This is a genomic window from Kribbella lupini (genome assembly GCF_039529595.1).
GTDB lineage: Bacteria > Actinomycetota > Actinomycetes > Propionibacteriales > Kribbellaceae > Kribbella > Kribbella lupini.
This window is the reverse complement of sequence record NZ_BAAANC010000003.1, coordinates 1,037,901-1,063,311: the sequence shown is the minus strand read 5'-3', so window position 1 is coordinate 1,063,311 and position 25,411 is coordinate 1,037,901. Positions and strand designations below refer to the sequence as shown.

At 70.4% G+C, this 25,411-nt stretch carries 28 protein-coding genes and 1 tRNA gene; 24 read left to right on the top strand and 5 right to left on the bottom strand.

What is annotated here, in order from left to right:
- Window position 1: 1 nt before the first annotated feature.
- Window positions 2-553: a 5-formyltetrahydrofolate cyclo-ligase gene (locus ABD235_RS31260; protein WP_344180705.1), complete on the bottom strand. Its 552-nt coding sequence runs from the start codon at window positions 551-553 to the stop codon at window positions 2-4.
- A gap of 66 nt (window positions 554-619) precedes the next feature.
- On the opposite strand from ABD235_RS31260, the gene ABD235_RS31255 reads away from it, so the two are divergent.
- From ABD235_RS31255 to ABD235_RS31220, 8 genes are all read left to right on the top strand, one after another.
- On the top strand, window positions 620-2,008 hold the full coding sequence (locus ABD235_RS31255; RefSeq protein WP_344180703.1) for a UTP--glucose-1-phosphate uridylyltransferase: 1,389 nt from the start codon (window positions 620-622) through the stop codon (window positions 2,006-2,008).
- Between the two features lie 4 nt (window positions 2,009-2,012).
- Window positions 2,013-2,495 carry a GNAT family N-acetyltransferase gene (locus tag ABD235_RS31250; protein ID WP_344180702.1) on the top strand — a complete coding sequence of 161 codons (483 nt, stop codon included), beginning with the start codon at window positions 2,013-2,015 and terminating at the stop codon, window positions 2,493-2,495.
- Entirely contained in the window at window positions 2,492-3,718 is a 1,227-nt protein-coding gene (gene glp, locus ABD235_RS31245; RefSeq protein ID WP_344180700.1) for a molybdotransferase-like divisome protein Glp, read from the top strand. Before ABD235_RS31250 ends, glp begins: the two co-directional genes overlap by 4 nt.
- Window positions 3,715-4,224: a cyclic pyranopterin monophosphate synthase MoaC gene (gene moaC, locus ABD235_RS31240; protein WP_344180698.1), complete on the top strand. Its 510-nt coding sequence runs from the start codon at window positions 3,715-3,717 to the stop codon at window positions 4,222-4,224. Before glp ends, moaC begins: the two co-directional genes overlap by 4 nt.
- On the top strand, window positions 4,221-4,709 hold the full coding sequence (locus ABD235_RS31235) for a MogA/MoaB family molybdenum cofactor biosynthesis protein (RefSeq protein WP_344180696.1): 489 nt from the start codon (window positions 4,221-4,223) through the stop codon (window positions 4,707-4,709). The genes moaC and ABD235_RS31235 overlap by 4 nt, the downstream gene beginning before the upstream one ends.
- A complete protein-coding gene (locus ABD235_RS31230) occupies window positions 4,709-5,326 on the top strand; it encodes a GNAT family N-acetyltransferase (RefSeq protein ID WP_344180694.1) in 618 nt (205 codons plus the stop codon). Before ABD235_RS31235 ends, ABD235_RS31230 begins: the two co-directional genes overlap by 1 nt.
- Before the next feature lie 98 nt (window positions 5,327-5,424).
- Window positions 5,425-6,285: a divisome protein SepX/GlpR gene (sepX, locus tag ABD235_RS31225; RefSeq protein WP_344180693.1), complete on the top strand. Its 861-nt coding sequence runs from the start codon at window positions 5,425-5,427 to the stop codon at window positions 6,283-6,285.
- 163 nt (window positions 6,286-6,448) lie between these two features.
- A tRNA-Ala gene (locus ABD235_RS31220) sits at window positions 6,449-6,521 on the top strand.
- A gap of 150 nt (window positions 6,522-6,671) precedes the next feature.
- On the opposite strand, the gene ABD235_RS31215 is transcribed toward ABD235_RS31220, so the two are convergent.
- Both ABD235_RS31215 and ABD235_RS31210 read right to left on the bottom strand, forming a co-directional pair.
- Entirely contained in the window at window positions 6,672-7,454 is a 783-nt protein-coding gene (locus ABD235_RS31215) for a hypothetical protein (RefSeq protein WP_344180691.1), read from the bottom strand.
- 139 nt (window positions 7,455-7,593) lie between these two features.
- Window positions 7,594-8,469, bottom strand: a complete 876-nt coding sequence (locus ABD235_RS31210) for an STAS domain-containing protein (protein WP_344180689.1) — start codon at window positions 8,467-8,469, stop codon at window positions 7,594-7,596.
- Window positions 8,470-8,711: 242 nt separating this feature from the next.
- Between ABD235_RS31210 and ABD235_RS31205 the strand changes: the two genes are divergently transcribed.
- Complete coding sequence (locus ABD235_RS31205; protein WP_344180687.1) at window positions 8,712-9,434, top strand: hypothetical protein; 723 nt, start codon at window positions 8,712-8,714, stop codon at window positions 9,432-9,434.
- Window positions 9,435-9,466: 32 nt separating this feature from the next.
- On the opposite strand, the gene ABD235_RS31200 is transcribed toward ABD235_RS31205, so the two are convergent.
- Together ABD235_RS31200 and ABD235_RS31195 are read right to left on the bottom strand one after the other, a co-directional pair.
- On the bottom strand, window positions 9,467-10,156 hold the full coding sequence (locus ABD235_RS31200) for a pentapeptide repeat-containing protein (protein ID WP_344180685.1): 690 nt from the start codon (window positions 10,154-10,156) through the stop codon (window positions 9,467-9,469).
- 30 nt (window positions 10,157-10,186) lie between these two features.
- On the bottom strand, window positions 10,187-11,014 hold the full coding sequence (locus ABD235_RS31195; protein ID WP_344180683.1) for an ROK family protein: 828 nt from the start codon (window positions 11,012-11,014) through the stop codon (window positions 10,187-10,189).
- Between the two features lie 166 nt (window positions 11,015-11,180).
- Between ABD235_RS31195 and ABD235_RS31190 the strand changes: the two genes are divergently transcribed.
- The 15 genes from ABD235_RS31190 (at window position 11,181) to ABD235_RS31120 (ending at window position 25,407) form a co-directional block, all read left to right on the top strand.
- Entirely contained in the window at window positions 11,181-11,702 is a 522-nt protein-coding gene (locus tag ABD235_RS31190) for a hypothetical protein (protein WP_344180681.1), read from the top strand.
- 53 nt (window positions 11,703-11,755) lie between these two features.
- Window positions 11,756-12,454, top strand: coding sequence for a YcnI family copper-binding membrane protein (locus ABD235_RS31185; RefSeq protein WP_344180679.1), 699 nt, complete (start codon window positions 11,756-11,758; stop codon window positions 12,452-12,454).
- A gap of 2 nt (window positions 12,455-12,456) precedes the next feature.
- A complete protein-coding gene (locus tag ABD235_RS31180) occupies window positions 12,457-12,966 on the top strand; it encodes a copper resistance CopC family protein (RefSeq protein ID WP_344180677.1) in 510 nt (169 codons plus the stop codon).
- Entirely contained in the window at window positions 12,963-13,970 is a 1,008-nt protein-coding gene (locus ABD235_RS31175) for a CopD family protein (RefSeq protein ID WP_344180675.1), read from the top strand. The genes ABD235_RS31180 and ABD235_RS31175 overlap by 4 nt, the downstream gene beginning before the upstream one ends.
- A 38-nt stretch (window positions 13,971-14,008) precedes the next feature.
- On the top strand, window positions 14,009-14,488 hold the full coding sequence (locus ABD235_RS31170) for a MarR family winged helix-turn-helix transcriptional regulator (RefSeq protein WP_344180673.1): 480 nt from the start codon (window positions 14,009-14,011) through the stop codon (window positions 14,486-14,488).
- Between the two features lie 100 nt (window positions 14,489-14,588).
- A complete protein-coding gene (locus ABD235_RS31165) occupies window positions 14,589-15,158 on the top strand; it encodes an NADPH-dependent FMN reductase (RefSeq protein WP_344180672.1) in 570 nt (189 codons plus the stop codon).
- A 265-nt stretch (window positions 15,159-15,423) separates the two neighbouring features.
- Window positions 15,424-16,959 carry an ABC transporter substrate-binding protein gene (locus ABD235_RS31160; RefSeq protein WP_344180671.1) on the top strand — a complete coding sequence of 512 codons (1,536 nt, stop codon included), beginning with the start codon at window positions 15,424-15,426 and terminating at the stop codon, window positions 16,957-16,959.
- Complete coding sequence (locus tag ABD235_RS31155; RefSeq protein ID WP_344180669.1) at window positions 16,960-17,898, top strand: ABC transporter permease; 939 nt, start codon at window positions 16,960-16,962, stop codon at window positions 17,896-17,898.
- Window positions 17,895-18,698: an ABC transporter permease gene (locus ABD235_RS31150; RefSeq protein ID WP_344180667.1), complete on the top strand. Its 804-nt coding sequence runs from the start codon at window positions 17,895-17,897 to the stop codon at window positions 18,696-18,698. Before ABD235_RS31155 ends, ABD235_RS31150 begins: the two co-directional genes overlap by 4 nt.
- Window positions 18,695-20,272 (top strand): ABC transporter ATP-binding protein, encoded by a 1,578-nt coding sequence (locus ABD235_RS31145; RefSeq protein ID WP_344180665.1) that lies wholly within the window; start codon window positions 18,695-18,697, stop codon window positions 20,270-20,272. Before ABD235_RS31150 ends, ABD235_RS31145 begins: the two co-directional genes overlap by 4 nt.
- Complete coding sequence (locus tag ABD235_RS31140) at window positions 20,269-21,330, top strand: pyridoxal-phosphate dependent enzyme (RefSeq protein ID WP_344180663.1); 1,062 nt, start codon at window positions 20,269-20,271, stop codon at window positions 21,328-21,330. The genes ABD235_RS31145 and ABD235_RS31140 overlap by 4 nt, the downstream gene beginning before the upstream one ends.
- A gap of 9 nt (window positions 21,331-21,339) precedes the next feature.
- Complete coding sequence (locus tag ABD235_RS31135) at window positions 21,340-22,095, top strand: phytanoyl-CoA dioxygenase family protein (protein ID WP_344180662.1); 756 nt, start codon at window positions 21,340-21,342, stop codon at window positions 22,093-22,095.
- Window positions 22,095-22,913, top strand: coding sequence for a Rossmann-like domain-containing protein (locus ABD235_RS31130; protein WP_344180660.1), 819 nt, complete (start codon window positions 22,095-22,097; stop codon window positions 22,911-22,913). The genes ABD235_RS31135 and ABD235_RS31130 overlap by 1 nt, the downstream gene beginning before the upstream one ends.
- A complete protein-coding gene (locus tag ABD235_RS31125; RefSeq protein ID WP_344180658.1) occupies window positions 22,910-24,295 on the top strand; it encodes an MFS transporter in 1,386 nt (461 codons plus the stop codon). Before ABD235_RS31130 ends, ABD235_RS31125 begins: the two co-directional genes overlap by 4 nt.
- Before the next feature lie 449 nt (window positions 24,296-24,744).
- Entirely contained in the window at window positions 24,745-25,407 is a 663-nt protein-coding gene (locus ABD235_RS31120) for a DUF1707 SHOCT-like domain-containing protein (RefSeq protein ID WP_344180656.1), read from the top strand.
- The last annotated feature ends 4 nt before the right edge of the window (window positions 25,408-25,411 follow it).

The following is a 25,411-nucleotide window of genomic DNA, read 5'->3' as shown; positions in this document are numbered from 1 at the left end:
GTCAGGTCAGCTGGACCAGTCCACCCGGCGTGAGCGCCGCGTGGACCGGCCGGTCGTGCGGGTCGCTCGGCAACTGGTCGAAGATCTCGTTGTCGTACACCGCCGCCCACACCGGTACGCCGGCAGGCACGCGGGTCAGCGCCCGGTCGTACGATCCGCCACCACGCCCCAGCCGTACGCCGGTCCGGTCGACCGCCAGCGCCGGGCAGATCACCAGGTCCGCCGTGGCGATCGCCTCCGAGCCGAGGTCCACGCGCGGCTCGGACAGACCGAGCCGGCCCGGCACCAGGTCGGCCGCACCGGGCGCCAGGCCCCAGCCGAGGTCGTTGTCGGCGTACAGGATGGGCAGGAGCACCTCGTGGTCCCCGGCCAGCAGCCAGTCGATCAGCGAACCGGTCTGCGGCTCCGGGCCCGTCGACACGTACAGCGCGACCCGCCGGGCCTGCTGGACCTGCTGGGTCGCCCGGGCAGCGTCCAGCACGCCCTGACAGGTGGCGAGCGAGCGACGGGCGTCCAGAAGTGACTGCCGCACGGCAGCCTTGGTGGAGATCACCCCTGGATTGTATGAACCGCGACACGCCGCCGGGCCTCTGCACACACCGTCCCCTAGGGTTGGCGCATGAGTGAGGCAGGGCTTCAGCAGGCACAGGACAAGATGCGGGCTGCCGGCGCGGCCGAGGTCGCGATCCGGGTCTTCTCGCACTACTACCGGCTGCTCGAGGCGGGGCAGCAGGGCACGATCCGCGAGGACGAGATCGACCCGGTCGGGGACCTGCCGCACCTGGAGCACCTGGACACCGACGCCGAGGCGATGCGCGCCGCGCTCGCCGAGACCGTCGTGATCAAGCTGAACGGCGGCCTGGGCACCTCGATGGGCGTCACCGGGCCGAAGTCCGCGCTGCCGGTCAAGGACGGCCTGAGCTTCCTCGACATCATCGCCCGGCAGATCCTCGCCACCCGCAAGGAGTACGGCGTACCGCTGCCGCTGATCCTGATGAACTCGTTCCGGACCAAGGACGAGTCGCTGGCGGTGCTCGGCAAGTACGACGACCTGCCGGTCGACGGGCTCCCGCTGGACTTCCAGCAGAACATGGAGCCCAAGCTCCTCGCCGACGACCTGACCCCGGCGGAGTGGCCGGCCGACCCCGAGCTGGCCTGGTGCCCGCCCGGGCACGGCGACCTGTTCACCGCGCTGGTCGCGTCCGGCACGCTCGACAAGCTGCGCGAGCGCGGCTTCCGGCACGCGTTCATCTCCAACGCCGACAACCTGGGCGCCACCCCGGACGGCCGGATCGCTGCCTGGATGGCCGAGCACGACGTGCCGTTCGGGATGGAGGTCTGCCGCCGGACCCGCTCGGACCGCAAGGGCGGGCACGTCGCGGTCCGCAAGTCCGACGGCCGGCTGATCCTGCGCGACAGCGCGCAGGTGCACCCCGACGACGTGGACTCCTTCCAGAACACCAAGCTGCACACGACGTTCAACACGAACAACCTGTGGATCGACCTGGACCGCCTGGCCGAGCTGATGGACGGCCACGACGGGGTGCTCGGGCTGCCGATCATCGTGAACCGCAAGACCGTCGACCCGGCCGACCCGAGCTCGCCGAAGGTGATCCAGCTGGAGACCGGGATGGGGACCGCGATCGAGACCTTCGAGGGGTCGCAGGCGGTGATCGTGGACCGCAGCCGGTTCAAGCCGGTGAAGACCACCAACGACCTGCTGGTGCTGCGCTCGGACGTCTACGACCTGGACGAGGCCGGCGACCTGACCACCACGCACGAGGGCGACGAGCCGTACGTCGACCTGGACAGCGACTACTTCAAGATCCTCGCCGACTTCGAGGCGCGGTTCCCGGCCGGGCCGCCGTCGCTGGTCCGGGCCGACCGGCTCGAGGTCCGCGGTGATGTTGCCTTCGGCAAGGACGTGGTGGTGGTCGGCGAGGTCGAGGTGAGCGCGCCCGAGGGCGAGCGGCTGGAGATCGCGGACGGCACCGAGCTCCGCGGCTGAGTCGATGCTGGAGGACCTGCTGATCCGGCCGCTGGAGCCGTGGGACACCGACGAGGCAGCCGCGGTGTGGTGGGCCGCTCGGCACGCCGACGGGTCGCAGCTTCCGCCGGCGATCCACACCGAGGCCAACGTCCGGGCGTGGTTCGGGAACGTACTGCTGCCGGACGGGCAGACCTGGGTCGCGGTGGACGACGGCCGGATCGTCGCCGTCCTGACGCTGGACGGTGACGACCTCGACCAGCTGTACGTCGAGCCGTCGGTCGCCGGGCAGGGCATCGGCTCCACGCTGGTCGACCTGGCCAAGGACCTGCGGCCGGGCGGGCTCGCGCTGTGGACCTTCCAGACCAACACCAGGGCGCAGGCCTTCTACAGCCGGCACGGCTTCACCGAGGTACGGCGTACCGACGGACAGGCCAACGAGGAGAAAGCGCCGGACGTGAGGATGGTCTGGGGCGCGCATCCCGAGCGACTAGAGTCGACGGTGTGAGACGCAGCGTTGACGAGCACCTGGACGTAGTACTCGGCAGGGTTCGGCCCCTGCCTCCCTTTGAGCAGCCGTTGATGGAGGCGCTCGGGCTGGTGCTCTGCGAGGACGTCGTGTCAGGTGTGAGCCTGCCGGGCTTCGACAACTCGGCCATGGACGGGTACGCCGTGCAGACGGCCGACCTGGCCGGCGCGTCGCAGGACGAGCCGATCACGCTGCCGGTGGTCGGTGAGATCGCGGCCGGAAGCAGCCAGCCAATCGTGGTGACCGCCGGGACCTGTGTGCGGATCATGACCGGCGCACCGATGCCCCGCGGCGCCGACAGCGTCGTACCGGTCGAGTGGACCGACGGGGGAGCGGCGCAGGTACGCATCGCTCAGCAGCCGGCGCTCGGTGCGTCGGTACGGCGGTTCGGCGAGGACCTGAAGGCCGGGGACAAGGTGCTGGACGCCGACACCGTGCTGGGCCCGCGGCAGGTCGCCGTACTGGCTGCTGTCGGCAGGGCCCGGGTGAAGGTGCGTCCGCGCCCCAGAGTGGTCGTGGTGTCGACAGGTGCCGAGCTGCGCGAACCCGGTACGAAGCTGGGCGACGGGCAGATCTACGACTCGAACAGCTACACCCTGGCGGCCGCCGCGCGGCAGGCCGGTGCGGTGGTCTACCGGGTCGGCATCGTCGACGACGACCCGAAGAAGATCATGGACACGCTCTCGGACCAGTTGGTCCGGGCCGACCTGGTGATCACCTCCGGCGGCGTCAGCAAGGGCGTGTACGACGTGGTCAAGGAGGTGCTGACCAAGCTCGGCACCATCGACTTCCCCGAGGTCGCCATGCAGCCGGGCAAGCCGCAGGGCTTCGGGGTGATGGGCGACGACGAGGTGCCGATCTTCACGCTGCCCGGCAACCCGGTGTCGGCGTACGTGTCGTTCGAGGTGTTCGTCCGGCCCGCGCTGCGCAAGCTGATGGGCCAGATGCCGTACCGGCGGACGCCGGTCCAGGGGATCAGCCTGGACGGCTTCAGCTCACCGGCCGGGCGGCGCCAGTTCGTCCGCGCTGCGGCCACCTCCGGCGACGAGGGCTGGATGGCCAGTACAGTCGGCGGCCACGGCTCACACCTGCTCGGCGGGCTGAGCCGCTCGAACGCCCTGATCGTGGTGCCCGAGGACGTCACCGCCGTCCGGGCCGGCGAGCAGGTCGAGCTCTGGCTGCTGGACGAGGAGACCGGATGACGCAGGACGCGGACCGCCTGAGCGCCGACGAGGGCGCCGGCGGTTTGACCCACGTGGACGCCACCGGCGCGGCCCGGATGGTGGACGTGTCGGACAAGACCGAGTCCGCCCGGCGAGCTGTTGCCTCCGGCAAGGTGTACGTGTCGGCCGAGGTGGTCGAGGCGTTGCGCGGCGACGGCGTACCGAAGGGCGACGCGCTGGCCGTCGCGCGGATCGCCGGGATCATGGGCGCGAAGCGGACGCCCGACCTGGTGCCGCTGTGCCACCCGATCGCGGTGACCGGCGTCAAGGTCGCGCTCGAGGTGGCCGACGACGCCGTACTGATCGAGGCCGTGGTGAAGACGACCGACCGGACCGGGGTGGAGATGGAGGCGCTGACCGCCGTCTGCGTCGCCGGGCTCGCGCTGATCGACATGGTGAAGGCGCTGGACCCGGCGGCCGTGCTGTCCGACGTACGGGTGGAGACCAAGGACGGCGGCAAGACCGGTCACTGGGAGCGCGCGTGAGAGCCCTTGTCGTCAGCATCTCCAACCGGGCCGCCGCGGGGATCTACACCGACACCACCGGGCCGCTGATCGCGGAGCGGCTGGCCGCGTGGGGGTTCAGCGTCGACGGGCCGCAGGTGGTGCCGGACGGCGCTCCTGTCGGTGAGGCGCTGCTGGCTGCGGTCGAGTCGGCGTACGCGGTGGTGGTGACTACTGGCGGGACTGGTATCTCTCCGACTGACGAGACACCCGAGCGGACTGCCGGAGTGATCGAGAAGGAGATCCCCGGCATCGCCGAGGCGATCAGGGCCTACGGCATCGCGCAGGGCGTGCCGACTGCCGCGCTGTCGCGTGGTGTGGCCGGTGTGGCCGGCAAGACCGTGATCGTGAACCTCCCTGGCTCCCGTGGCGGAGTCAAGGACGGCCTGACTGTGCTGGAGCCGCTGCTGCGGCACGCTGTCGACCAGGTCGCCGGCGGTGACCACGTGCGGACGGACGACGACTGATGGCAGTCGTCCACTGGCCGGTGGAGCTGCAGCACGGACAGGTCGGGCTGCGGCCGCTGCGGTCCGGTGACGGCTCCGAGTGGAGTGCTGCACGGCAGCGGAACATCAGCTGGCTCCGGCCGTGGGACGCCACCCAGCCGCCTGGTGCGGACGACGGCGCGCGCACCTTCCGGGCGATGGCTCGCGACTGGAACCGGCAGGCCCGGTACGGGCGGATGCTGCCCTTCGTCATCACGTACGGCGGGGCAGCGGGCGCCGGTGCCCGGGCCAAGTGGCCGCTGGTCGGCCAGCTGACCGTCTCCGGGATCACCTACGGGTCGGCCCGCTGGGCGAACCTCGGCTACTGGGTCGACGAGCAGTACGCCGGGCGCGGGATCGTCCCGACGGCCGTGGCGATGGCGGCCGACCACTGCTGGTTCACGCTCGGGCTGCACCGGCTGGAAGTCGCCATCCGGCCGGAGAACAAGGCCAGTCTGCGCGTGGTCGACAAGCTCGGCTTCCGCTACGAAGGGGAGCGGCCGCGGTTCCTGCACATCGACGGCGAGTGGCGCGACCACCGGATCTTCGCGCTCAACGCCGAGGAGGTCGGGCCGGGTCTGGTGGCCCGGTTGACCTGATCACGCTGCGTGGTTGTTCACACCAGTCACACGAGTCTTCTTGCGACACACCGTCCCACGTACCCCACCTGACCCTTCCGGGGTCTTAGCGTCGTCGCATGGGGACGACAGGACTGATCTATGTGGCGATCGTCGCCGCGTGGGCTGCCTACCTCGTCCCGATGATGCTGAAGCGCAACGACGAGGCGAGCAGGCGCCGCTCGGCGGAGGCGTACTCGTCGTCCGCGGCGCGGGTGCTGTCGCGGACCGACGGAGGCTACGCCGTACGGGCTCCCGGTACGGGAGTGACGACGCAGGCCGGGACAACAGTGACCGGTACGTCGGCGCACGGTGCCACCGTCACCACGACCGGAGCGCCGCAGGCCGAGCCGCCGCCGCCCCGCTACGTCCCCAACCGAGCCCGCCGGGTGGCCGCCATGCGCCGCCGGCGGGTGCTGTCGATCCTGACCCTTTCGCTGCTGTCGATGACGGCACTGGCCGGGCTCGGGATCCTGCTGTGGTGGAGCGTGTCGATCCCGGCCGGGCTGATCGTGGCGTTCGTCGTACTGACTCGCGTCCAGCTGCGCCGTCAGGCGCGGGAGCGTGCGGCCTTCGTCGCCGAGCGCCGGGCGCGAGCCGCTGCTCGCCACGACCGAGGGCCGGCCGTCGCGCCACCGTCGTCGCCGGACAACGAGATGACGGTCGAGGTCAAGCTCCCGGTCGCCGAGCCCGCCAAGCCCGAGCCGAAGCCGATCTCGTCCGAAGGCCTGTGGGACCCGGTGCCGGTCACGCTGCCGACGTACGTGCTGAAGGAGAAGGCTCCCGACCGGACGGTCCGCACGATCAACCTGTCCGGCCCCGAGGTCTTCTCGTCGGCCCGCATCGTCGAGCCGGAGCCCGTCGCCCCGCCGATCGTCCCCGACGAGGTCGTCGAGGAGCCGGTCGTCGAGCCGGAGATCAAGCGCGCCGTCGGCGACTGATTCCTGCTCTCGCCCGGCCGTCCGACACCCTCGCGAACACCCTGCCCGCCGCCTCCCCGCGGCGGGCAGTCGTGTGTCCGGCCCCACCCCGAATCCGATTTCAACTCCAGCGCGTCACCGTGTTAGAGTTTCGCGGTCGCCAGGAACACCGGCGACGTGGTCTGGGGCTGTGGCGCAGTTGGTAGCGCGTCTCGTTCGCAATGAGAAGGTCAGGGGTTCGAATCCCCTCAGCTCCACGAGTGCGATGGGCGATCTGTGTCCGCGGAAAACGCGGACCGGGTCGCCCTCGTCGTTTTGTGCGGCTGCGCTTCGCTTGCCGCGGGCGGGGGCTTTGCCACCCGCACCCCCTGTTTGGTCTGGCCCGACGAGCTGGGCTCCTGCGTTGGCTAGGTGAGCAACGTGATGACCACCTGGCCGGCTGGAATCGTGATCGTCGTGGCGCCCTGGCGGAAGACGGCCGTGCCGTTGGCTGTGCCCAGGCAGTGAAGGTCAGGGGAGTTGAGAGCGGCGGGGCGGGTCTCGGCGGAGCCGAGCCATTGGGCGGTGCAGGGGCGGGACTCGACGTCCAGCACGCGGAGGCCGAGGAAGGTCAGGGGGCGGACCACTCGGCCGGTGGCGGCGGAGGTGGCGGCTCTGTCGACCATCGTCCACGACAGGCGCAGGATGAAGGCCAGGAACAGCAGCGAGAGCAGGCCGGCGAGGATGGCCGAGCGTTTGCGGCCGATGCTCATCGAGGGGCGTTCGGTGAGGGTGGCGCTGATCAGCGCGCCGGCGAACCGGCTGTGGCGGCGGAGTTTCTCGAGGTCGGGCTTGGAGTGCGGGAAGGCCTTCTGGAAGAAGTGCTGTGTCCATCGCTGGACGACGAAGCTGTACGCCAGCAGGAGCTGCGAGTACACGACGCCGACGACGAACAGCGTGCAGATCAGGGCGACCACACCGCCCACCGCGCGGGAGATGACGGCGGTGCGGTCGAGGCCGACGTCGCTGGGCTCGATGCCCAGGCGGGAGTAGAACTTGTCGTAGTAGATCGACAGGATCACGTAGAGCACGGCGGCTGCGGCACCGCCGGCTTCCAGCAGCGAGCGCAGGCTGACGCGCCCGCCGGTACCAGCGGGCGCGGTGCGTGGGCCGCGGCGGCCTGCGATGGCCGGTGCGCTGCGAACGGTCATGGTGGATCCCCCCTTGTCGTCGGCGGCGTCCCACCCCAGGACGGTCACCAACAGTCACAGCGGCAGCGTGACACGACCCGGCGTACGGCGGAAGAGGTCGCCTCCGGCGCAGGTCGGAAGATGTTGCTGACGGCAATGGCTAGGAGTGGTTCTGCCACGGGGTGAGATGGCTGCGGCCGGTGTGTTGGACGGGCGGGGGCAGCTGGGGGCGGTGGAGCGAGCCGAGCGGGTGGTTGTCCGTCGTGGCGCTCGGGTCGCGGAGGACGGCCCAGTTGATCCGGTCGCCGTTGCGGGTGGGGGAGGAGCCGCAGGCTTTGGCGAGTTCGGAGAGGATGCGGATCCGGATCGGGTCGACGGGTGGGCCGCCGGGGAGAGTGGGGACGTCGGGCGGGTCGGGGCAGTCGTCGGTGACGGCGACGGTGAGGAGGCCTCGGCGGAGCTCGAGGCGGAGGATCAGGTCGCCGGCTGAGCGGTGGAGGGCGGTGCAGACGAGCTCGTTGGCGACCAGCACGGCGTCGTCGAGGAGAGTGGTGCAGCCCCACGTCGTACAGACGTCGGTGACGTACGTGCGCGCGGTGTGCGGGCTGGCCTCGGACGGCGGGAGGATCATCACCGCGAGCCGGCGCAGTGGTGCGCGGCGGGCGGCCACTCGGGCTTGCGTCAGCGTCGGGCAGATGCGGACGAACCGTCCGAGCGTCCGTGCGGCGACGCTCAGCCCGCCGTCGAACGCGGCGCCCGACACGAGGATGAGCTGTACGCCGGACCACAGCGCCGCGCGGCGGGCGACCATGCTGAACACGTTCAGGACGTAGGCCTGCTCCAGCCGCGCCAGGCTCAGGTCGACGACGATCGAGGACGGCTGCTCGGCGATGCACTTCATCAACGTGTCCCGGATCCGCGGCACCGCCGACAGCGACACCGCGCCGGTCAGGGTGACCACCGCGATGCCCACGGTGGAGTCGTCCACCGCGATCATCAGACCGGCCCCACCCGCACTGATCAGCTGTTCCGGCACGCCATGATCCACGGCGAGTCACCCCCGGGCGTTGTCCGCCGGCGTCGTACGGCGCCAACGTGTGAGCCACGTTACACCTGATCAAATCTCAGAGGTTCCCCTGAGTGCGGATCGGCTTGCGGTCCGTGGCGATCTGTCAAAGGCTCGTCAGGTGACGCGAGGCGCAGGCGTGGATGCGGCGGGCTGGGGGTGGCGTGTGCCAGGGTAGGGGCGGATTGGGTGGGCGCGTGGAGGTGAGTGGCGTGAGGCAGCGCGTGGCGGCGGGGCTGTTCGTGGTGGCGTTTGCGATGGCGGGGGTCGCTGCGGGGCATGGCAACGCGGTGGAGGATCGCGTTGAGAGCAAGGGGTGTCAGCTGCTGATCGAGGGGGCGCCGCCGGAGGCCGGGCGGGGGGACGGCGAGGAGCCGCCGTTGATGGTGACGAAGGAAGCGTCGGGGCTGGTGAAGGGGTACGTGTTCACGCCGGCGGCGTTCCTGATGGCGAAGTCGACCTGCCCGGACGCGGGGATGTGGGAGAGCTGGCAGGGGAGTCAGCATCTCGACGGGGTGGAGTTCAGCGGGTCGGATCTGGCCAAGGTGCACGTGTACGACGGGGACCCGATGGGGTTGCGGACCTGGCGGGGGCCGCAGGGCGTCGAGTCGACGCCGGTGGACGTGGACATCCGGCTCGGGACCGACATCCAGTCGATCGCCAGCATCCCGCAGGACGACGGCGGGGTGGAGGCGACGTACGTCGTACTGCGCTACTCGCCGGAGGCCAAGGGGCTCGTTCCGTACGGCGGGGTGGGCGTGACCGTGGAGAAGCGGTGCGGCGACCAGTGGTCGGAGCTCGCGAAGACCGGGACCGATGCCGAACGCGGTGAGTTCACGGTCGCCGTACCGGCGGGGGAGTGTGCGGACGAGCTGCGGGCGACCGCCGACGACGCCGACGACACCTGGGGCCGGCCGATCGTGCTGACCAATTAGCTCCTGATGGATTCGGCCCGGACACCCGTCGACTAGCTCGAGGGGAAGTCGTCGGGGTCGCCGAGGGTGATGCCGAGGGCCGAGGCCATCGCGAGGGTGACGGCGAGCGCGTCGATCGGCGAGGAGTTCGCGATCGTCGCGCCGCCGAGGTTGGCGATACCGCGGGTGCCCTCCCAGGTGCAGTCGACGAAGACGGCGCCGTTCGCCTTCACCTGGGAGAACTCGGCGCCGGTCAGGTCGCAGTGACGGAAGACGGTGCCGGACAGGTCGGCGGAGACGAAGTCGGCGCTCTGCAGGCGGCAGTCGGTGAACTCGGCCCGGACGAACTTGGCGAACCGGAACGAGCTGAAGTCGAGAACGCTGTCGCGCACGGTCACGTGCTGGAGGTTCAGTGCCGGCCCGGCGAACCCGGTCAGGCGGGAGGAGTTGATCTGTACGCGCGTGGCGGAGGCGTCGGACCAGCGGGCGTTGGCGAGATCGCAGTGGTCGAGCACGAGGTCGACCAGGATCGCCTTCTCCAGCTCGGAGCCGCCGAGATCGCACCGGGTCAGCCGGCAGCCGCTGATCTCCAGGTGCTCGGCCTCGAGGTCCCGGAGGTCCACCTCCTCCAGCAGCAGATCGAGCAACCGGTCCTCGTCCTCGATCTCCGCCACGGACGGAGCAGCCGCCGAGAGGTCGTTCCGCAGGCGAGGTGTTGCGATCTTCAGTCCGCTCTTGGTCACCGGCTCACGGTATCCGCCCCCTCGGACAGCTCAGGAAACAGCTCGGACCGCGGTGCCGATGATGGCTGAGTGCTCGGTGTCCTCGGTGACTGTCACGTCGAAGTCGAAAACCTGGCTGACCAGGTCGAAGGCGCCGGAGATGGAGCCGCCGAGGACCGCGCGGGTGGCGCCGAAGCGGGTGAGCCAGGGGGTGAGGGCTTCGGCGAGGACGGTGAAAGCGTCGACCAGGACCTGCTGGGCTCGAGGGTCGCCCGCCCGGGCGGCGTCGGCGACTTCCTTCACGCCGGGGGCGTCGCCGTACGCGCGGAGGATGGCTCGGGAGGAGATCCAGTCCTCGAGCGGCTTGCCGGCGACCGACGTGCGGTAGAGCTCGCCGCCGGGCGGGACCGAGTCACCGGAGCGGACGACCCGGCCGTCGAGCAGGAACGCCGTGCCGATACCGGTGCCGATGGTGACGCCGCAGCAACGCTCCAGGCCCAGCAGCGTCCCGGTGGTCCACTCGCCGACGGTGAAGGCCTCGGCGTCGTTCACGAAGACGACGCGATCGAGGTCGAGCAGCGAGCGGAGCCTTGCGCCCAGATCGAAGCCGTAGAGCGAGTCGAACTTGTCCACCCCGCGGTACCAGGCAACGCCGGTGGCGTAGTCGAACGGCCCCGGCATCGCCAGCGCCAATCCGTTTGCCAACGGCAACTGTGCGGCGGCGGCCGCGAGCTGCTCGACGATCCGGTCGGCCGAGGTCTGCGAGTCCAGCGGCGTCCGCCGAAGCGACGCGACCTCCCACGAACCCGGCGCGACCACCGCCGCGGTCACGTGGCTGCCGCCGACCTCCAGCACGGCGACCCCTGCATCGTTGCTCATGACCCCATCATTCCCGACCGGTCGACGGCGCCAGGCACACTGGTGGGTACGAGCCAGGACGCGCCACCGCGAACTCCGGGCGGCGAGGCTGTGGAACCATGGTTCCCAGGATCGGCCCGGGGTACCGGGGCCGTCCCACCGCCCACGCTAGGAAGTGTGACCGGTTGTGCATGCCGAGCGGACAGCCACGTCCGCGGTCCTGACGCTGAGCGTCGCGGTCGCGGTGATCGGCCATGCTCTCGCCGGCGGAGCCGTCGCGGTCGCTGTCCTGCCGCCGTTGCTCGCGCTGGCGGCGGCGTGCTGGCTGCTCGGTGAGCACCTCGCGCACCGGCAGGAGCTCGCGGTGGTCGTGCTGGCCGCGATCCAGCTGGTCGTCCACTTCTCGCTGGACTCCGCGCACCACATGATGCACGGTGGCCCGGCCGGTTCGCTGACGATGGCGACGACCCACCTGATCGTCCTGCTCGTCGGCATCGGTCTGGTCGACCGCACTCACCAGTGGGTCTCCCGCGTACGGCGTATCGTCGCGCGACTGGTCCCGGCCCTGCCCGCGTCGATCGTGGCGATCCCGGTGAGCGACAGCTCACCGCGCGCCGTGGAAGTCCCGTCGTACGGGCAGCACCGCCACACCTCGAGCGTGTCGCGCCGCGGGCCGCCGGCCGGACGAGCTCTTACCGTCCCGTCCTGAACCGGTCTCGCACGCGCGGGACCGGGGCCCGTGTGTCTGCGAAAGGCTCACCCATGTTCACGAGAGTTGCCCTGCGCGCTGCCGCGATCGCCGCGGCCTCCGCGCTCGTCCTGGTCGGTGCGGCGAACTCCGCCTCGGCCCACGTCGGCGTCTCCTCCCCGGACGCCAAGCCCGGCGGCTACGCCAAGCTGGTGTTCCGCGTCCCGACCGAGTCCGACACCGCCAGTACGACGAAGCTGGTGGTCTCGCTGCCGAAGGACCACCCGTTCGCGTCGGTCGGGGCGCAGGTGAAGGACGGCTGGAAGGTGGTCAAGACCACCGAGACGCTGCCGTCGCCGGTCAAGGTCGGCGACGTCACGCTGACCAAGGCGATCACCACGGTCACCTGGACCGCCACCGGAGCCGGCGTACCGGCGAACGACTTCGACGAGTTCGCGCTCTCGGTCGGGCGGATCCCGGAAGGCGTCGATGCGCTGAACTTCCCGACGGAGCAGACCTACAGCGACGGCGAGGTGGTGAAGTGGGCGGAGATCGCCAAGAGCGACACCGACAAGCCCGAGCACCCGGCGCCGTCGCTGAAGCTGACCGCCGCGATCACGCCGGTCGCCGCCACCACGGACGACGACGATGACGACGAGTCGGGCTCGGACGTCCTGGCGCGGTCGCTCGGTGGGGCCGGCCTGCTGCTCGGCCTGATCGCTCTGGGTCTGGCCGTACGCCGTCCTGGCGCTTCCTCGGGTGAGGCCAAGTAGCCGTGCGTCGCCTACTTGCGGTCCTGGCCGCGACGCTGCTCGTCCTGGTGGGTTCCACCGGGACGGCGGCGGCGCACGCCAAGCTGGAGTCGATGACGCCGGCCGACGGAACGACGATGGCGGTGCCGCCGACGCAGGTGGTGCTGACCTTCAGCGAGCCTGTCGGCAGTACCGGCGCGCAGGTGCAGGTGAAGTCGCCGACCGGTGTGAACGTTGCCCTCGGCGACCTCCAGGTGGTCGACAACACGGTCACCCAACCGGTCGGCGCGATGATCGAGACCGGCCGGTACCAGGTCGACGCCCGGGTCGTCTCCGCCGACGGGCACCCGATCACCGTCACCGGCGCCTTCACCGTGAGCCACGCCGGTCACGATCCCAACAGCCCGGTCACTCCGACGGCGGCTGCTGACGGTGGCAACTCGAACGTCGTCACGATCGTCGCGATGTCCTTGGTGATGCTGGTGGTGGTCGCCCTGGCCATCGTCATCGTCCGCCGCCGCCCGGCCGCATGACCACTACGCCGGCCCCGGCCCGGGAATCGCGCCGGATCGCGGTCGCGGCGGGAATGGTTGCCTTGGGCATCGTCGTCACCGTGGTCGCGTTGCTGGCGGCCGGCGGTGCGCCGAAGCCGCTGCCGGCGGGACTGCACGGAGCCAGCCTGCCCGTGTCCTGGGCGGTTCCGGTACTGCGGTTGCTCGTGGACGGCGCCGCGATCGTCTGCGGTGGTGCGGTGCTGGCTGCTGTCGTGCTGCTGAAGCCGGAGGCGGACGGAAAGTTCGGTACGCAAGGGCTTCGGGCCGTCCAGGACGCGGCCGTGGCGGCCGGGGTCTGGGCGGTCGCGAGCATCGGTGGGTTGGTCGCGACGGCCTCGGTCATCCTCGGGCTGCCGTTGTCCCACCTGGCAGAGCATGCCGAGCTGGCGGGCCAGCTCGATCAGGTGCGCGCGCTGGCAGTCGCCGTAGCGCTGACTGCGGTACTGGCCGTTGTCCTGAGTGGATGCCGGACGATCACCGGCGCGCGGATCGCCTTGGTGCTGACCGCGTTGGCTTTGGTCGGTCCGTTGCTCACCGGGCACGGTGCGATCGAGCGGACGACGTTCTGGTCTGTGCTGGCGACCGCGTCACTGGTCGTCCATGTCTTTGCCGCGACTGCTTGGATCGGTGGTCTCTGGGCGCTCCTTCGCTATCGCGGCGCCGTCGAGACGTTCAGTCGCCTCGCCTTCGTGTGCGCAGTGACGATCGGTGCGACCGGTCTGCTCACCGCCGAGATCCATCTCGGCGGCCGCGAGGACGGCTGGGGGTTGATCACGCAGTGGGTCACCACCGGGTACGGCGCGCTGGTGTTCGCGAAGGCCGCGGCGTTCGCCGTACTGGTGACCATCGGGTGGTGGCACCGCCGCGCGACCCTGCCCGCGCTCGCCAATCGGCCGGCGCTCTTCTACCGGCTCGCCGCGGTCGAGCTGCTGGTGATGGCCGGAACGGTCGGCCTGGCCGTGGCCCTTTCCCGTACGCCGTAACGATCGGTGATCTGTCAACGAACCCGTATGCTTGGTCGATGGGTGAGGTGCAGTGGCTCGATGCGCGTGAGGCGCGACTCTGGCAGACGTACCGCGACTCCTACCGGGAGTTGATGGCCGCTCTGGAGGGCCGGATGACGGCCAACGGCGGTCTGTCCCCGGCCGACTACGCCCTCCTGCACCCGCTGTCGTCGTCCGAGGACGGCCTGCTGCGGACCCGTGATCTCGGCAAGTCCGTCGGCTGGGAGCGCAGCCGCCTGTCCCACCAGGTCAGCCGGATGGAGAAGCGCGGGCTGGTGGTCCGCGAGGAGTGCCCGTCCGACGCCCGTGGCTCGATGGTCCGGATCACGTCCGCGGGAAGGAAAGCGATCGAGGCCGCCGCGCCGGACCACGTCGACGCGGTCCGGACGTACGTGTTCGACCGGCTCTCCCGCGAGGAGCAGGATCTGCTGGCCGGTCTGCTGGACCGCGTCCTGAGCGGCCTGCCGACGCGCGAGCTCTGCAGCACCGACGACTGACCCCGTTCCCGAGCCGTAAGACCCTTGGGTTGACATGTCATCCCGATTTGCTATTTTTGGTGATGCATCACCAAAAACCATCTCGTCTCGAAGGACTGACATGCCCAAGATCGCGATCATCCTCGGCAGCACCCGCCCCGGCCGTAACGGCGCGGCCGTCGCCGAGTGGGTGCTCGACATCGCCAAGCAGCGCGACGACGCCGAGTACGAACTGGTCGACATCGCCGACTACAAGCTGCCGCACCTGGACGAGGCGGTCCCGCCGTCCATGGGGCAGTACACCCAGCCGCACACGCTGGCCTGGGCGGAGAAGATCGCGTCGTTCGACGGCTTCGTCTTCGTCACCCCGGAGTACAACCACTCCACCTCGGGTGCGCTGAAGAACGCGATCGACTTCCTGTTCGCCGAGTGGAACAACAAGGCGGCCGGCTTCGTCAGCTACGGCTCGGTCGGTGGCGCCCGTGCGGTCGAGCACCTGCGCCTGGTCATGGGCGAGCTGAAGGTCGCCGACGTTCGCGCCCAGGTCGCCCTGTCGCTGGCCACCGACTTCAAGAACTACAGCGAGTTCGCCCCGGCCGAGTACCACGTGGCCGAGGTGCAGACCGTGCTCGACCAGGTCGTCGAGTGGAGTGGCGCGCTGGCTCACCTGCGCCGGCCGGCTGCCGCCTGACCTGTTCGTTCCAGCTCCCTCGTTCGCTGCTGCCGTGGCAGCGAACGAGGGAGTTTTGCGTCCGTGGGCGGAAAGGTGGTGGTGACTGCCAGTACTCGGAGGTAGTTGTGCGGTGACACGCCGTCACGGGCAGCGAGGGGTCGATCGGCCGGAAAGAATGAGTCTCGTTCAGATGCGCCTGAATTTGACAACGATTTTCATTAACGGCAGGATCGACGCCGGCGGGGGGAACTCGCCGGACCCATCGCACCGTGAGGGAAAACTGATGTCCGAAGCGCTGAACAGACGTGGGTTCCTGGGGCTGGCCGGGGGACTGGGACTGGCTGCGATCGCCGGCTGCGGGAGCGCCGGCGACCAGGCGGCCGCGCAGCCGCAGCAGGGTGGGCGGCTGCGGGCGGTGTTCGCCGGGGGCGGCGCCAAGGAGGTCCTCGACCCGCATGTGCAGAGCCTGTTCGTCGACATCGCGCGGCACAAGGCGATCTACGAGAAGCTGGTCGAGCTCGGGCCGGATCTCAAGCCGGTACCGCGGCTGGCGGAGAAGTGGGAACCGGACGCGCAGGCCACGACCTGGCGCTTCACGCTGCGGGACGTCACCTGGCACAACGGCAAGTCGCTGACTACCGAGGACGTGCTCTACAGCCTGGCCCGGATGGCGGATCCGTCGGCGCCCGACCGGGTCGCCCAGTCGTCGCTGGCGTCGCTGGACCTCAAGCGCTGCCGTGCGGTCGACAAGCGCACGGTCGAGCTCACGCTGACCGCGCCGAACGCCGAGTTCCCTGCCCTGCTGGCCGGGATCGGCACGCAGATCGTGCCGGACGGCTTCAAGGACCCGACCAAGCCGATCGGCACGGGCGCCTTCACCTACGTCTCCTTCGAGGCCGGCCGGTCGATGGTGGCCAAGCGGTACGCCGACTACTGGGACGGCGTCGCTCGGATCGAGGAGCTGCACCTGTTGTCCGCCGACGCCGAAGCGCGGGCGAATGCGGTGCAGGGTGGCCAGGCGGAGTACGCGAACGACATGACCGCGACGTTCGCGCGGACCGCCGAGGCCGGCCGGACGGTGAAGATCGTCGCGGCCAAGGGCAGCACGATGCAGGCGTTCGTGATGAAGACCGACCGGGCGCCGTTCGACAACCCCGACGTACGGATGGCGTTCAAGCTGCTCGTGGACCGGCAGCGGCTGGTGGACGTCGTACTGGCGGGGCGTGGTGAGGTCGGGAACGACCTGTTCGGCAAGGGCTACCAGTACTACCCGGACGGTCTGGCCCAGCGCGAGCGGAACCTCGACGAGGCGAAAGCGCTGCTGAAGAAGGCCGGACTGGTGAACAAGGAGATCGAGATCTTCACCGCCGACGCGTCGGCGGGATTCGTCGAGGCCGCGACCTTGCTGGCCGAGCAGGCCGGTGAGGCCGGGGTGAAGCTGAAGGTCACGACGGGCAGCTCGCAGACGTACCAGAAGGACCTGCTGAGCAAGGGGGTGATCGGCAGCCACCGCTCCGGCGCGATGCCGATCCCGCAGTACTTCACCGACCGGCTGCTGTCGAAGTCGCCGTTCAACGTGACGCAGTGGCGGCGGCCGGCCTTCGACGCGGCGTTCGCGGCGGCGCAGGTGCTGACCGACGAGACCGCGCGGGCGGCCAAGTACGGCGAACTGCAGAAGACGGTGCGCGACGAGGGCGGGGTCCTCGCCTGGGGACACCCCGACTACCTGATCGCCGTGTCGTCCAAGGTGCAGGGCGTCGAGGCGGTTCCGCCGAACACCCTGGACCAGGGGCGGTTCGACAAGGTGTGGCTGGCCTGAATGCGGGCCTACGCGGCCCAACGGGCTGCCCTCGCGGTGCTCCAGCTCGCCGTCTTGTCGGTGCTGGTCTTCGTGCTGACCTCGTTGCTGCCCGGCGATGCGGCCGACATGCGGTTCACCGAGACGCTGACACCGGAGCAGGTGGCCTCGCTGCGGGCGCAGCTCGGGCTGGACCAGCCGGCGATCGAACGGTTCGGCCACTGGGTCGGGAACGTGCTGAGCGGTGATCTCGGGACGTCGCTGATCAGCGGTGGGCCGGTGCTCGACATCGTGAAGGCCTCGGTGGGCGCGACGCTGGTGCTCACGATCGCGACGCTGGCCGTCGTCGTACCGGTGGCTGTTGCCCTGGGCATCTTGATGGGCACCCGCGAGAACGGGCGGCTGGACCGGACCATCACGTCGATCACGCTGGCGCTGAGCGCGATCCCGGACTTCGTGATCGCGGTGGTGCTGGTGGCGGTGTTCTCGCTGAAGCTCGGCTGGCTGCCGGCGACCTGGGTCGGCGGGGATCTGCTGGCGAGCCCGGTGCTGCTGGTGCTGCCGGTCGGCGTACTGCTCGGGCGGACGGTGTGCCTGCTGTCGCGGCAGGTGCGCGCGGGGACGATCAACGCGCTGCACGCGGACTACGTCGTACAGGCTCGGCGGCTCGGGGTGCCCCGGCGGCGGTTGCTGCTGCGACACGTCCTGCCGAACGCGGCGGTGCCGGGCGTGCAGGAGCTGGCACGGACCGGGGACACGTTGCTTGGTGGGGTCCTGGTGGTGGAGGCGATCTTCGCGATTCCAGGTTTCGCCACGGCGTTGGTCGATGGGGTGGAGACGCGTGACCTGCCGGTGGTGCAAGGGCTGACGCTCGTCCTTGCCGTTGCCGCGCTGGTGATCAATCTGGGGGCGGACCTGGTCTGCAACCGGTTGGTGCCGCGGTCGGAGCTGCTGCGATGAGGGCCCGTACGCCGGTCGCCGTCTCGCTGCTGCTGGTGCTGATCCCCTTGCTGGTGGCCGTTTTCGGGCCGCTGATCCCGGTGGATGCCGCGCCCGGGATGCCTTACGAGCGGGGCGCCGGACACCCGTTGGGGACGGACGGGCTCGGCCGCGACGTCCTCGAGCTGCTGCTCGTCGGCGGGCGGACGGCGCTCGGGATGGCGATCGGCGCGGTCGCGATCGCGTACTTGGCCGGCGGGCTGATCGGGCTGGTGGCGGCGTCCACCCGGCACCGGTGGCTCGACGAGCTGCTGATTCGGCCGCTCGACGTACTCATGCCGCTGCCGTCGTTGCTGGTGATCAGTGTGGTCGCCGTCGGCTGGCGGGCCTCCGCTGTTGCGATCACCTTGGCCGTTGCAGCGGTCAACGTTCCGACGGTCGCACGGCTGGTGCGGGCTGCGGCGCTGGATGCCGCCAGCAGCCCGGTGGTGGAAGCCCTTCGGATGCAGCGGGAGAGCTGGATCGGCATTCACCTCGGGTACGTCGGGCGGGCAGTTCTCGGACCGGTGGCCGCGGACCTCGGGACGCGGATCACGCTGGCGGTGTTTCTGGTGGCGTCGGTGAACTTCCTCGGTCTGGGGTTGAGCCCGACTGCGCCGGACTGGGCGGTGAGCATCAGCCGCAACCGCGAAGGGCTGCTGCTGCAGCCCTGGGCGGTGCTGGCGCCGGCGATCCTGCTGGTGGCGTTCACGCTGGGGTTCAACCTGCTTGCCGACCGGCTGGTCCACCGCACGCGGCGGATGGCTGAGGTTCCGAGGTGAAGAAGCCAGAAGCCGGGCAGCTGGCTCCTTCGGAGCCGCTGGTGCGGGTGCGGGGGCTGGCTGCCACGGCCGGCCCATCCATCCTCGTCGACCAGGTGAGCTTCGAGGTGTGGGCCGGGCAGGTGACCGCACTGGTGGGTGCCTCGGGGTCGGGCAAGACGACCTCGGCGTTGGCTCTCCTGGGGGAGCACGGGGACCGCGTCGTCCTGCGTGGGTCCGTCGAGGTCGATGGAGAAGTTGTCGTCGACGACGACGGGCCGACCGAGGCGGATGTCCGTGGGCGCGTGGTCGCGTACATGCCGCAGCACCCGGGGAGTGCGCTGAACCCCGCGCGACGCATCGGGGCCGGGCTGCGCGAGCTGGAGAAGTTGCACCATCCCGGGCGGGACGTCGTACCGGAGGCTTTGCGGGCGGCCCAGCTGCCGGGGGACCGGAAGACGTTGCGGCGGTTCCCGCATCAGTTCTCCGGCGGGCAGCGGCAGCGGATCGCGCTGGCTCAGGCGTTGACGTGCCGGCCGCGAGTGCTCGTCCTGGACGAGCCCAGTACAGGGCTGGACTCGATCACGCGGCTGCAGCTGGTCGGGGAGTTGCGCGAGTTGGCGGGTGAAGGACTCGGGATCTTGCTGCTCAGTCACGACCTCGATCTCGTGCGGGCGCTGGCGCACCACGTCGTCGTACTGGATGCCGGGCAGGTGGTCGCGTCCGGAGGATCGGAGGTGCTGCCGGCCGGGCCGGAGCTGCGCGTCGTGCACGGATCCGGCCGAAGCGCCCAGCCATTGCTCCAGGCAACGAAGCTGTCCGCGCGGGTGCGCGGGCAGGAACCGATCCTGCGCGAGGTCGACCTCAGCGTGCTGCCCGGCGCCTGTCTCGGCGTGGTCGGACGGTCCGGCAGCGGGAAGACGACGCTCGCGCGGTGCCTGGCCGGGCTGCACGAGCGGTACGCCGGGGAGATCACGTTCGACGGCAAGGTGCTCCCGGTGCTGCGGAAGCGGACCGCGGAGCAGAACCGGCGCGTCCAGTACGTGTGGCAGGAGGTCCGCGGGTCGTTCGACGAACGGCGACCCGTGGTCGACCAGGTCGCGCGGACCGCGGAGCGGCTCCGGGGGTTCCGGCCTCTGGAGGCCAGGGACGAGGCGGTCGCCGTACTGGCTCGGCTCGGGGTGTCGGCGATGGTTGCCGCGCGGCCGCCGAGCCGGTTGTCCGGCGGTGAGCTGCAGCGCGCCGCGCTGGCCCGGGCGCTGCTGGCCGAGCCCGACGTACTGATCTGCGACGAGATCACCACCGCGCTCGACGAGCACGGCACCGGACTGGTCGTCGAACTGCTGCAGGAGCTGAAGCAGCAAGGCACCGCTCTGGTCTGGATCAGCCACGACCTCGGCCTGGTCGCGGCCGTCGCCGACGACCTGCTGGTGATCGACGCCGGCCGGATCGCCGAGCAGGGCCATCCGGCGACCGTGATGTCCCAACCGTCCAGTGAGGTGACCCGGCGGCTGGTGAGGGCCGCCCGGGTCGGACAAGACCCGCCTCCGCCCGTGCCGACCACGAGTTCCGACACGAGGAGCAACCTGCTGTGACGATCCCTGGCCCAGCCCGGCTGCACGACCATCTCGCGGAGGCGATCAAGGACCCGGACCCGATCCGGGTCGGGGACGACCTGATCTGCCTGCGGTTCGAGACGATGAAGGTGTACTCCGCGCTCGGCGCCGTACGGCACCTGCTGGAGACCGGCGCGGTCCGGACCGGTGACACGCTGATCGACAGCTCCAGCGGGATCTACGCGCACGCGCTAGCGCTGGCCTGCCACCGGTACGGGATGAAGTGCCACATCGTCGGCTCGACCACCGTCGACCGGACGCTGAAGGTCCAGCTCGAGATCCTCGGCGCCACCGTCGAGCAGGTGCCGTCGTCGAACAACCTGCAGCTGGACCAGAACCTGCGGGTCCGCCGGATCGCCGAGATCCTGCGCGACAACCCGTCGTACCACTGGATGCGGCAGTACCACGACGACATCCACTACCTCGGGTACGGCGCGGTGGCCGACTTGGTCGACCAGGTCGCCCCGGCCGGGCCGCTGTGCCTGGTCGGCGGGGTCGGGACCGGCGCGTCGACCGGCGCGATCGCGGCGTACCTGCGCGACCGCGGCCGGGACGTGAACCTGGTCGGCGTGCAGCCGTTCGGCAGCATCACGTTCGGCGCCGGGCACACCCAGGATCCGGAGATGATCATCGCCGGGATCGGCAGCTCGATCGAGTTCCGCAACGTCCGGCACGAGCTGTACGACCGGCTGCACTGGGTCTCGTTCGACTACGCGATGTCGGCGGCGGTCGACCTGCTCCGGACGTCCGGGGTGTTCGCCGGGCTGTCCGCGGGAGCGGCGTACTTGTCCGCACTGTGGGAACACAACTGCGACAGCAGCCGGCAGCACGTCTTCCTCGCCGCGGACACCGGGACCAGGTACGTCGACTCCGCTTTTTCCCGGCATGCCGAGGCGCGGCCGATGGACACCATGCGACCGCGCGAGATCGACTCGCTCGACGAGCTCGCCGTGCCGTGGTCGGCGATGTCCTGGGACCGCCGCGAATCGGCGCTGACGCGGCGCGAAGAGTTTCCATCTGCGACTCCGTCGCACTAACCTGAGGACATGTCGGGGTATGTGCTGCTGCCGCAGTTGTTCACGGCAACGGAGGTCGACCGCTTGCGGGACGCGGTCGAGCAGGTGCACGCCGCCGTGGTCTCCGCGGCCGAAGCCGGTGAGACCACGGTGACGGTGTGGCCGGACGGGCACCGGCTCGAGGAGATCGACGGGACGACGATCCACTGGGAGCCGGACGCGCCGGGCAAGGCGGTGCGCTCGTTGTCGCCGGTCACCGGGATGTCCGCGGTGATCGACGCGTTGTGGACCGATCCGCGGCTGACGACGCCGATGTCTTCGTTGCTCGGAGCCCCTTCGTTGGGTCCGTTCGTGGCCAAGCTGAACTTCAAGCGGGCCGGGGTCGGGTCGGAGTTCGCGTGGCACCAGGACTTCCCGTACTGGTACTGCTGCGCCGGCTCCTCGGCGTACGACATTGCCACCGCGATCGTGATGCTCGACGACAACACGGTGGCGAACGGCGCGATGACGCTCGTCCCGGGGAGTCAGCTGAACGGTCCGGCCCCGCGGGATCCGCGCGATCCGACGGGCCTGCTGGTCGATCCTGCCGGCATCGGCTCGGCGACGGTGACGGTCGAGGCGCCGGCCGGGTCGGTGCTGATGTTCCCGAGCCTGATGGTGCACCGGTCGGCGCCCAACCGTACGGCGACCGACCGGCGGTCGCTGCTGTTCTGCTTCCAGCCTGCCGGCCGTCCTGAGTTGTCCGCCCTGACCTACGACGCCGAAAGGCTGGCCTCACTGCCTTGATGACTTCTGTCGCCGCTCTGACTTCTTCCGTTCTCGCCGGGGAGCGGGGGCCTGCGCCGGCCTCGTTGCCGGTGATCAGCGCGTTCTGGTTGCACAACACGACGCGGCTGCCGGGGGCCGACGTCACGTACAAGAACTACTACGTGCTGCTGCGCGTGGGGGAGGTCTTCGGGGCGTGTGCCTTCGAGGAGGGTGAGCTCGATCCTTCGTTCTGCGCCGACACCTCGGGGCTTTCCGTGGAAGACTTGCTGAGGCAAGCGCCGCTGCCTGTGCGGATCGCCGCGCTGGATGCGTACCTGGCGTCGGTCGAGCCGCACCACACCGCCTCCGGAGCCGAGGAGATCGTGCTGCCCGCCGGTACGCCGGACGTCCGGGCCCGCGCGCGCGATGCGGCCGTCGCCGGGCTGCTGGACGTTGCTCCCGGCGCCAAGGTCGCGCTGATCGGGGTGGTGAACCCGCTCGTCGACGCGATCACGTCACGCGGTGGTCTCTGTCTGCCCTGCGACTTCAACCTGCGCGAGACCGCCTCCGGACTGCCGGTTTCCCGCGACATGACGGAGGTTCTGGACGCCGCCGACGCGGTCGTCGCGACCGGAATGACCTTGAGCAACGGGAGTTTCGACGTCATCCTCGACCGTTGCCGTGAGCAAGCGAAGCCGCTGGCCGTCTATGCTCAGACCGGAAGTGCGGTGGTCCGCGCCTTCCTCGGCTCCGGCGTCACCGCGGTGTCCGCCGAGCCCTTTCCCTTTTCCCAGTTCAGCTCCCGCCCGACGAGCTTGTACCGCTACCACCTCCAGGACGGAGCATCCCGCACGTGAGCACCGACAGCCGCAATCCAGCTGCGCCCTCGTCCACCATCGGATCGCCGGACGTGCACCACTCAGCAACCGGTGACGAAGGGCGGGAGTCACGCTCGGCGGCGCCGACGCAGGGCGCGGTGCGGGGGTTGGTGAGTGGTGCAGGTCCGCTCCCGACGTCGGATGGCATGGGGGCCAGGGATGCGGCCGACGCGGTTCCCGGTGATCTGGCGATGGCGCGCCGGCTGTGGCCGTTCCTGCTGGCGTCGACGGTGAGCCTGATCCCGTTCACGGTGTTCGGGATGTACCTGGTGCCGATCGCGGACACGGCGGGCGGCAGTGTGGCGGAGATCGGCGGGTTGCGGGGGCTCGGTGGTCTGGCCGCGCTGGTGGTTGGCTTCGCGCTGGCGCCGTTGATCGATCGGCTGGCGCGTGAGCTGGTCGCGGCCGGTGGGCTCGCACTGCTGGGTCTGTCGGCGCTGTTGGGTGCTGTGGGCAACGTCTTTGCGTTGGCCGCGTTCTGTTTGTTGATCGGGGCATCGACCTCGATCCTCGGCCCGTCGATCGGCGCGGCCGCGGCGGACCGGTTCAGGTCACCGGCCGCGGCCGGCCGCGCGGCGACGCTGGTCTCGGCGACCACGTCGATGATGGCGATGCTCGCGGCGCCGGTGCTCGCCGTACCGGGGATCGTCTGGGGCTGGCGCGGCAACCTGATCGCCGCCGCGGTGATCTCGCTCGCGCTGTCCGCGGCGTTCTTCTGGCGCGGGTGGGGGCGCAAGGCTCCGCTCCGCGCAGACGGTGCTTCGCGGATGAGCTACTTGGCGACGTACCGGGCTCTCGCGCGGATCCCCGGCGCGGTCCCGCTGCTGGCCGTCGCGATGCTGCGGACGGCGGCCTTCATGGGATACCTGGCGTATCTTGCGGCCTTCTACGACGAGAAGTTCTCGCTGGAGCCCGGCTGGTTCGCGCTGGTCTGGTCGCTGTCGGGGGCGTCGTTCTTCCTCGGCAACCTGTTCGCCGGCCGCTTCCTCGCGCTCGACCGGACCTGGCTCGGCCCGGACAAGCTGCTGCTCGCCGGTGTCGTCGTCGCGCTCGTCAGCGTCACGGCGTTCTACTTCTCGCCGACCCTGCCGACGACGCTCGTCCTCACCGCGCTGATGGGCGCGAGCCACGCGACCGTCGCCGCGTGTGTCACCACGCTGCTCGTACGGCGAAGCGGTGAGCTCCGCGGCTCCGCACTCAGCGTCAACGCCGCGGGCATGTCGCTGGGCGTCTTCCTCGGCGCTGCGATCGGCGGCCTCGGTCTCGGGATCGGTGGGTACCCCGGAACGGCCGCGGCCTTCGCGGCCATCACCGGACTCGCCCTCGTCTTCGCCCTGCGAGTCCGCGCCACCGACGGCTGACCGGCCCCGCCACCCGCTTCTGCCCCGGCTTCCGCGTTCCCACCCGCCCTGCGGCCCGCTCCGGCCCTCGCCACCCGTTCCCGCCCACGCTCCCGCTCCGGCCCTCGCCACCCGTTTCCGCCCGCGCTCCCGCTCCCACTCCCGCTCCCGCGTGTCTGCCCTTCGCACCTTCGACTTTGAGCACCGGCCAGCCAGAAATCGCGCGCTCGGACGGTTGGTGGGTGCTCAAGGTGGAGGGGTGGTTGAGGGGGCCGTGTCTTTGTGCGCGGGCCGGTCAGGGATCGAGGGGCGGGGCGGCTGGTGGGTGCTCAAAGTGCGGTGGTGGGGCCGGGAGGTGAGCAAGGTTCTCGGGGGGATCCCCGAGTGCGTCCCTGGGGTCCGGCGCGGGGACCCTGGATCGACGGAATTCGCGTTCCGGGTGGACGGAGCGAGGGCTATCGTTCCGGGTTATGGAGAATCTGCCCGAGCGCCAGAACCCGCACGCGCACCTGCGGGCGTCCGACACCGATCGCGACCAGGTTGTCGAGGTGCTGCGGGATGCGCTGATGAGCGGGCGGCTGTCGCAGGAGGAGCACTCCGAACGGCTGGAGCAGACGCTGAACGCGCGCACCCTGGGCGAGCTCGAGCCGATCACCGTCGACCTGGCGATCCCGGGGCAGCCGTTCCGGCCGGCCGCGGCGATGGCGGTGCCGGCCACCGGGCGGGTGCCGATCGAGGAACCGACCGGCTCGCAGGACAGCTTCGAGCTGGTGGTCGGGGTCTTCGGCGGCGCCGAGCGCAAGGGCCGTTGGCGGGTGAAGCGGCGGACCAACGTGCTGGCGATGTTCGGCGGGTGCGATCTCGACATGAGCAGTGCGGTGTTCGAGGGTCGCGAGGTGACCGTCTACGCGTTCGCGATCTTCGGCGGCATCGACATCACCGTGCCGCAGGGCGTCGAGATCCGGAACCAGGGGTTCGGGATCATGGGCGGCTACGGCGTGTCCGGCGGGCAGGACGAGATCGACCCGACTGCGCCGGTCGTCGTCCTGAAGGGACTGGCGCTGTTCGGTGGCGTCGGGGCGAAGGTGTTCAAGCCGAAGAAGAGCAAGAAGAAGGACCAGCTCGGGGAGTGAGTAC

Coding starts and splice junctions, on each gene's coding strand:
- moaC (WP_344180698.1), top strand. CDS start 3,715: ATGACGCAGGACGCGGACCGCCTGAGCGCCGACGAGGGCGCCGGCGGT.
- ABD235_RS31175 (WP_344180675.1), top strand. CDS start 12,963: ATGACCACTACGCCGGCCCCGGCCCGGGAATCGCGCCGGATCGCGGTC.
- ABD235_RS31135 (WP_344180662.1), top strand. CDS start 21,340: ATGTCGGGGTATGTGCTGCTGCCGCAGTTGTTCACGGCAACGGAGGTC.
- ABD235_RS31160 (WP_344180671.1), top strand. CDS start 15,424: ATGTCCGAAGCGCTGAACAGACGTGGGTTCCTGGGGCTGGCCGGGGGA.
- sepX (WP_344180693.1), top strand. CDS start 5,425: ATGGGGACGACAGGACTGATCTATGTGGCGATCGTCGCCGCGTGGGCT.
- ABD235_RS31130 (WP_344180660.1), top strand. CDS start 22,095: ATGACTTCTGTCGCCGCTCTGACTTCTTCCGTTCTCGCCGGGGAGCGG.
- ABD235_RS31170 (WP_344180673.1), top strand. CDS start 14,009: ATGGGTGAGGTGCAGTGGCTCGATGCGCGTGAGGCGCGACTCTGGCAG.
- ABD235_RS31185 (WP_344180679.1), top strand. CDS start 11,756: ATGTTCACGAGAGTTGCCCTGCGCGCTGCCGCGATCGCCGCGGCCTCC.
- ABD235_RS31230 (WP_344180694.1), top strand. CDS start 4,709: ATGGCAGTCGTCCACTGGCCGGTGGAGCTGCAGCACGGACAGGTCGGG.
- ABD235_RS31250 (WP_344180702.1), top strand. CDS start 2,013: ATGCTGGAGGACCTGCTGATCCGGCCGCTGGAGCCGTGGGACACCGAC.
- ABD235_RS31165 (WP_344180672.1), top strand. CDS start 14,589: ATGCCCAAGATCGCGATCATCCTCGGCAGCACCCGCCCCGGCCGTAAC.
- ABD235_RS31195 (WP_344180683.1), bottom strand. CDS start 11,014: ATGAGCAACGATGCAGGGGTCGCCGTGCTGGAGGTCGGCGGCAGCCAC.
- ABD235_RS31215 (WP_344180691.1), bottom strand. CDS start 7,454: ATGACCGTTCGCAGCGCACCGGCCATCGCAGGCCGCCGCGGCCCACGC.
- ABD235_RS31150 (WP_344180667.1), top strand. CDS start 17,895: ATGAGGGCCCGTACGCCGGTCGCCGTCTCGCTGCTGCTGGTGCTGATC.
- ABD235_RS31120 (WP_344180656.1), top strand. CDS start 24,745: ATGGAGAATCTGCCCGAGCGCCAGAACCCGCACGCGCACCTGCGGGCG.
- ABD235_RS31155 (WP_344180669.1), top strand. CDS start 16,960: ATGCGGGCCTACGCGGCCCAACGGGCTGCCCTCGCGGTGCTCCAGCTC.
- ABD235_RS31255 (WP_344180703.1), top strand. CDS start 620: ATGAGTGAGGCAGGGCTTCAGCAGGCACAGGACAAGATGCGGGCTGCC.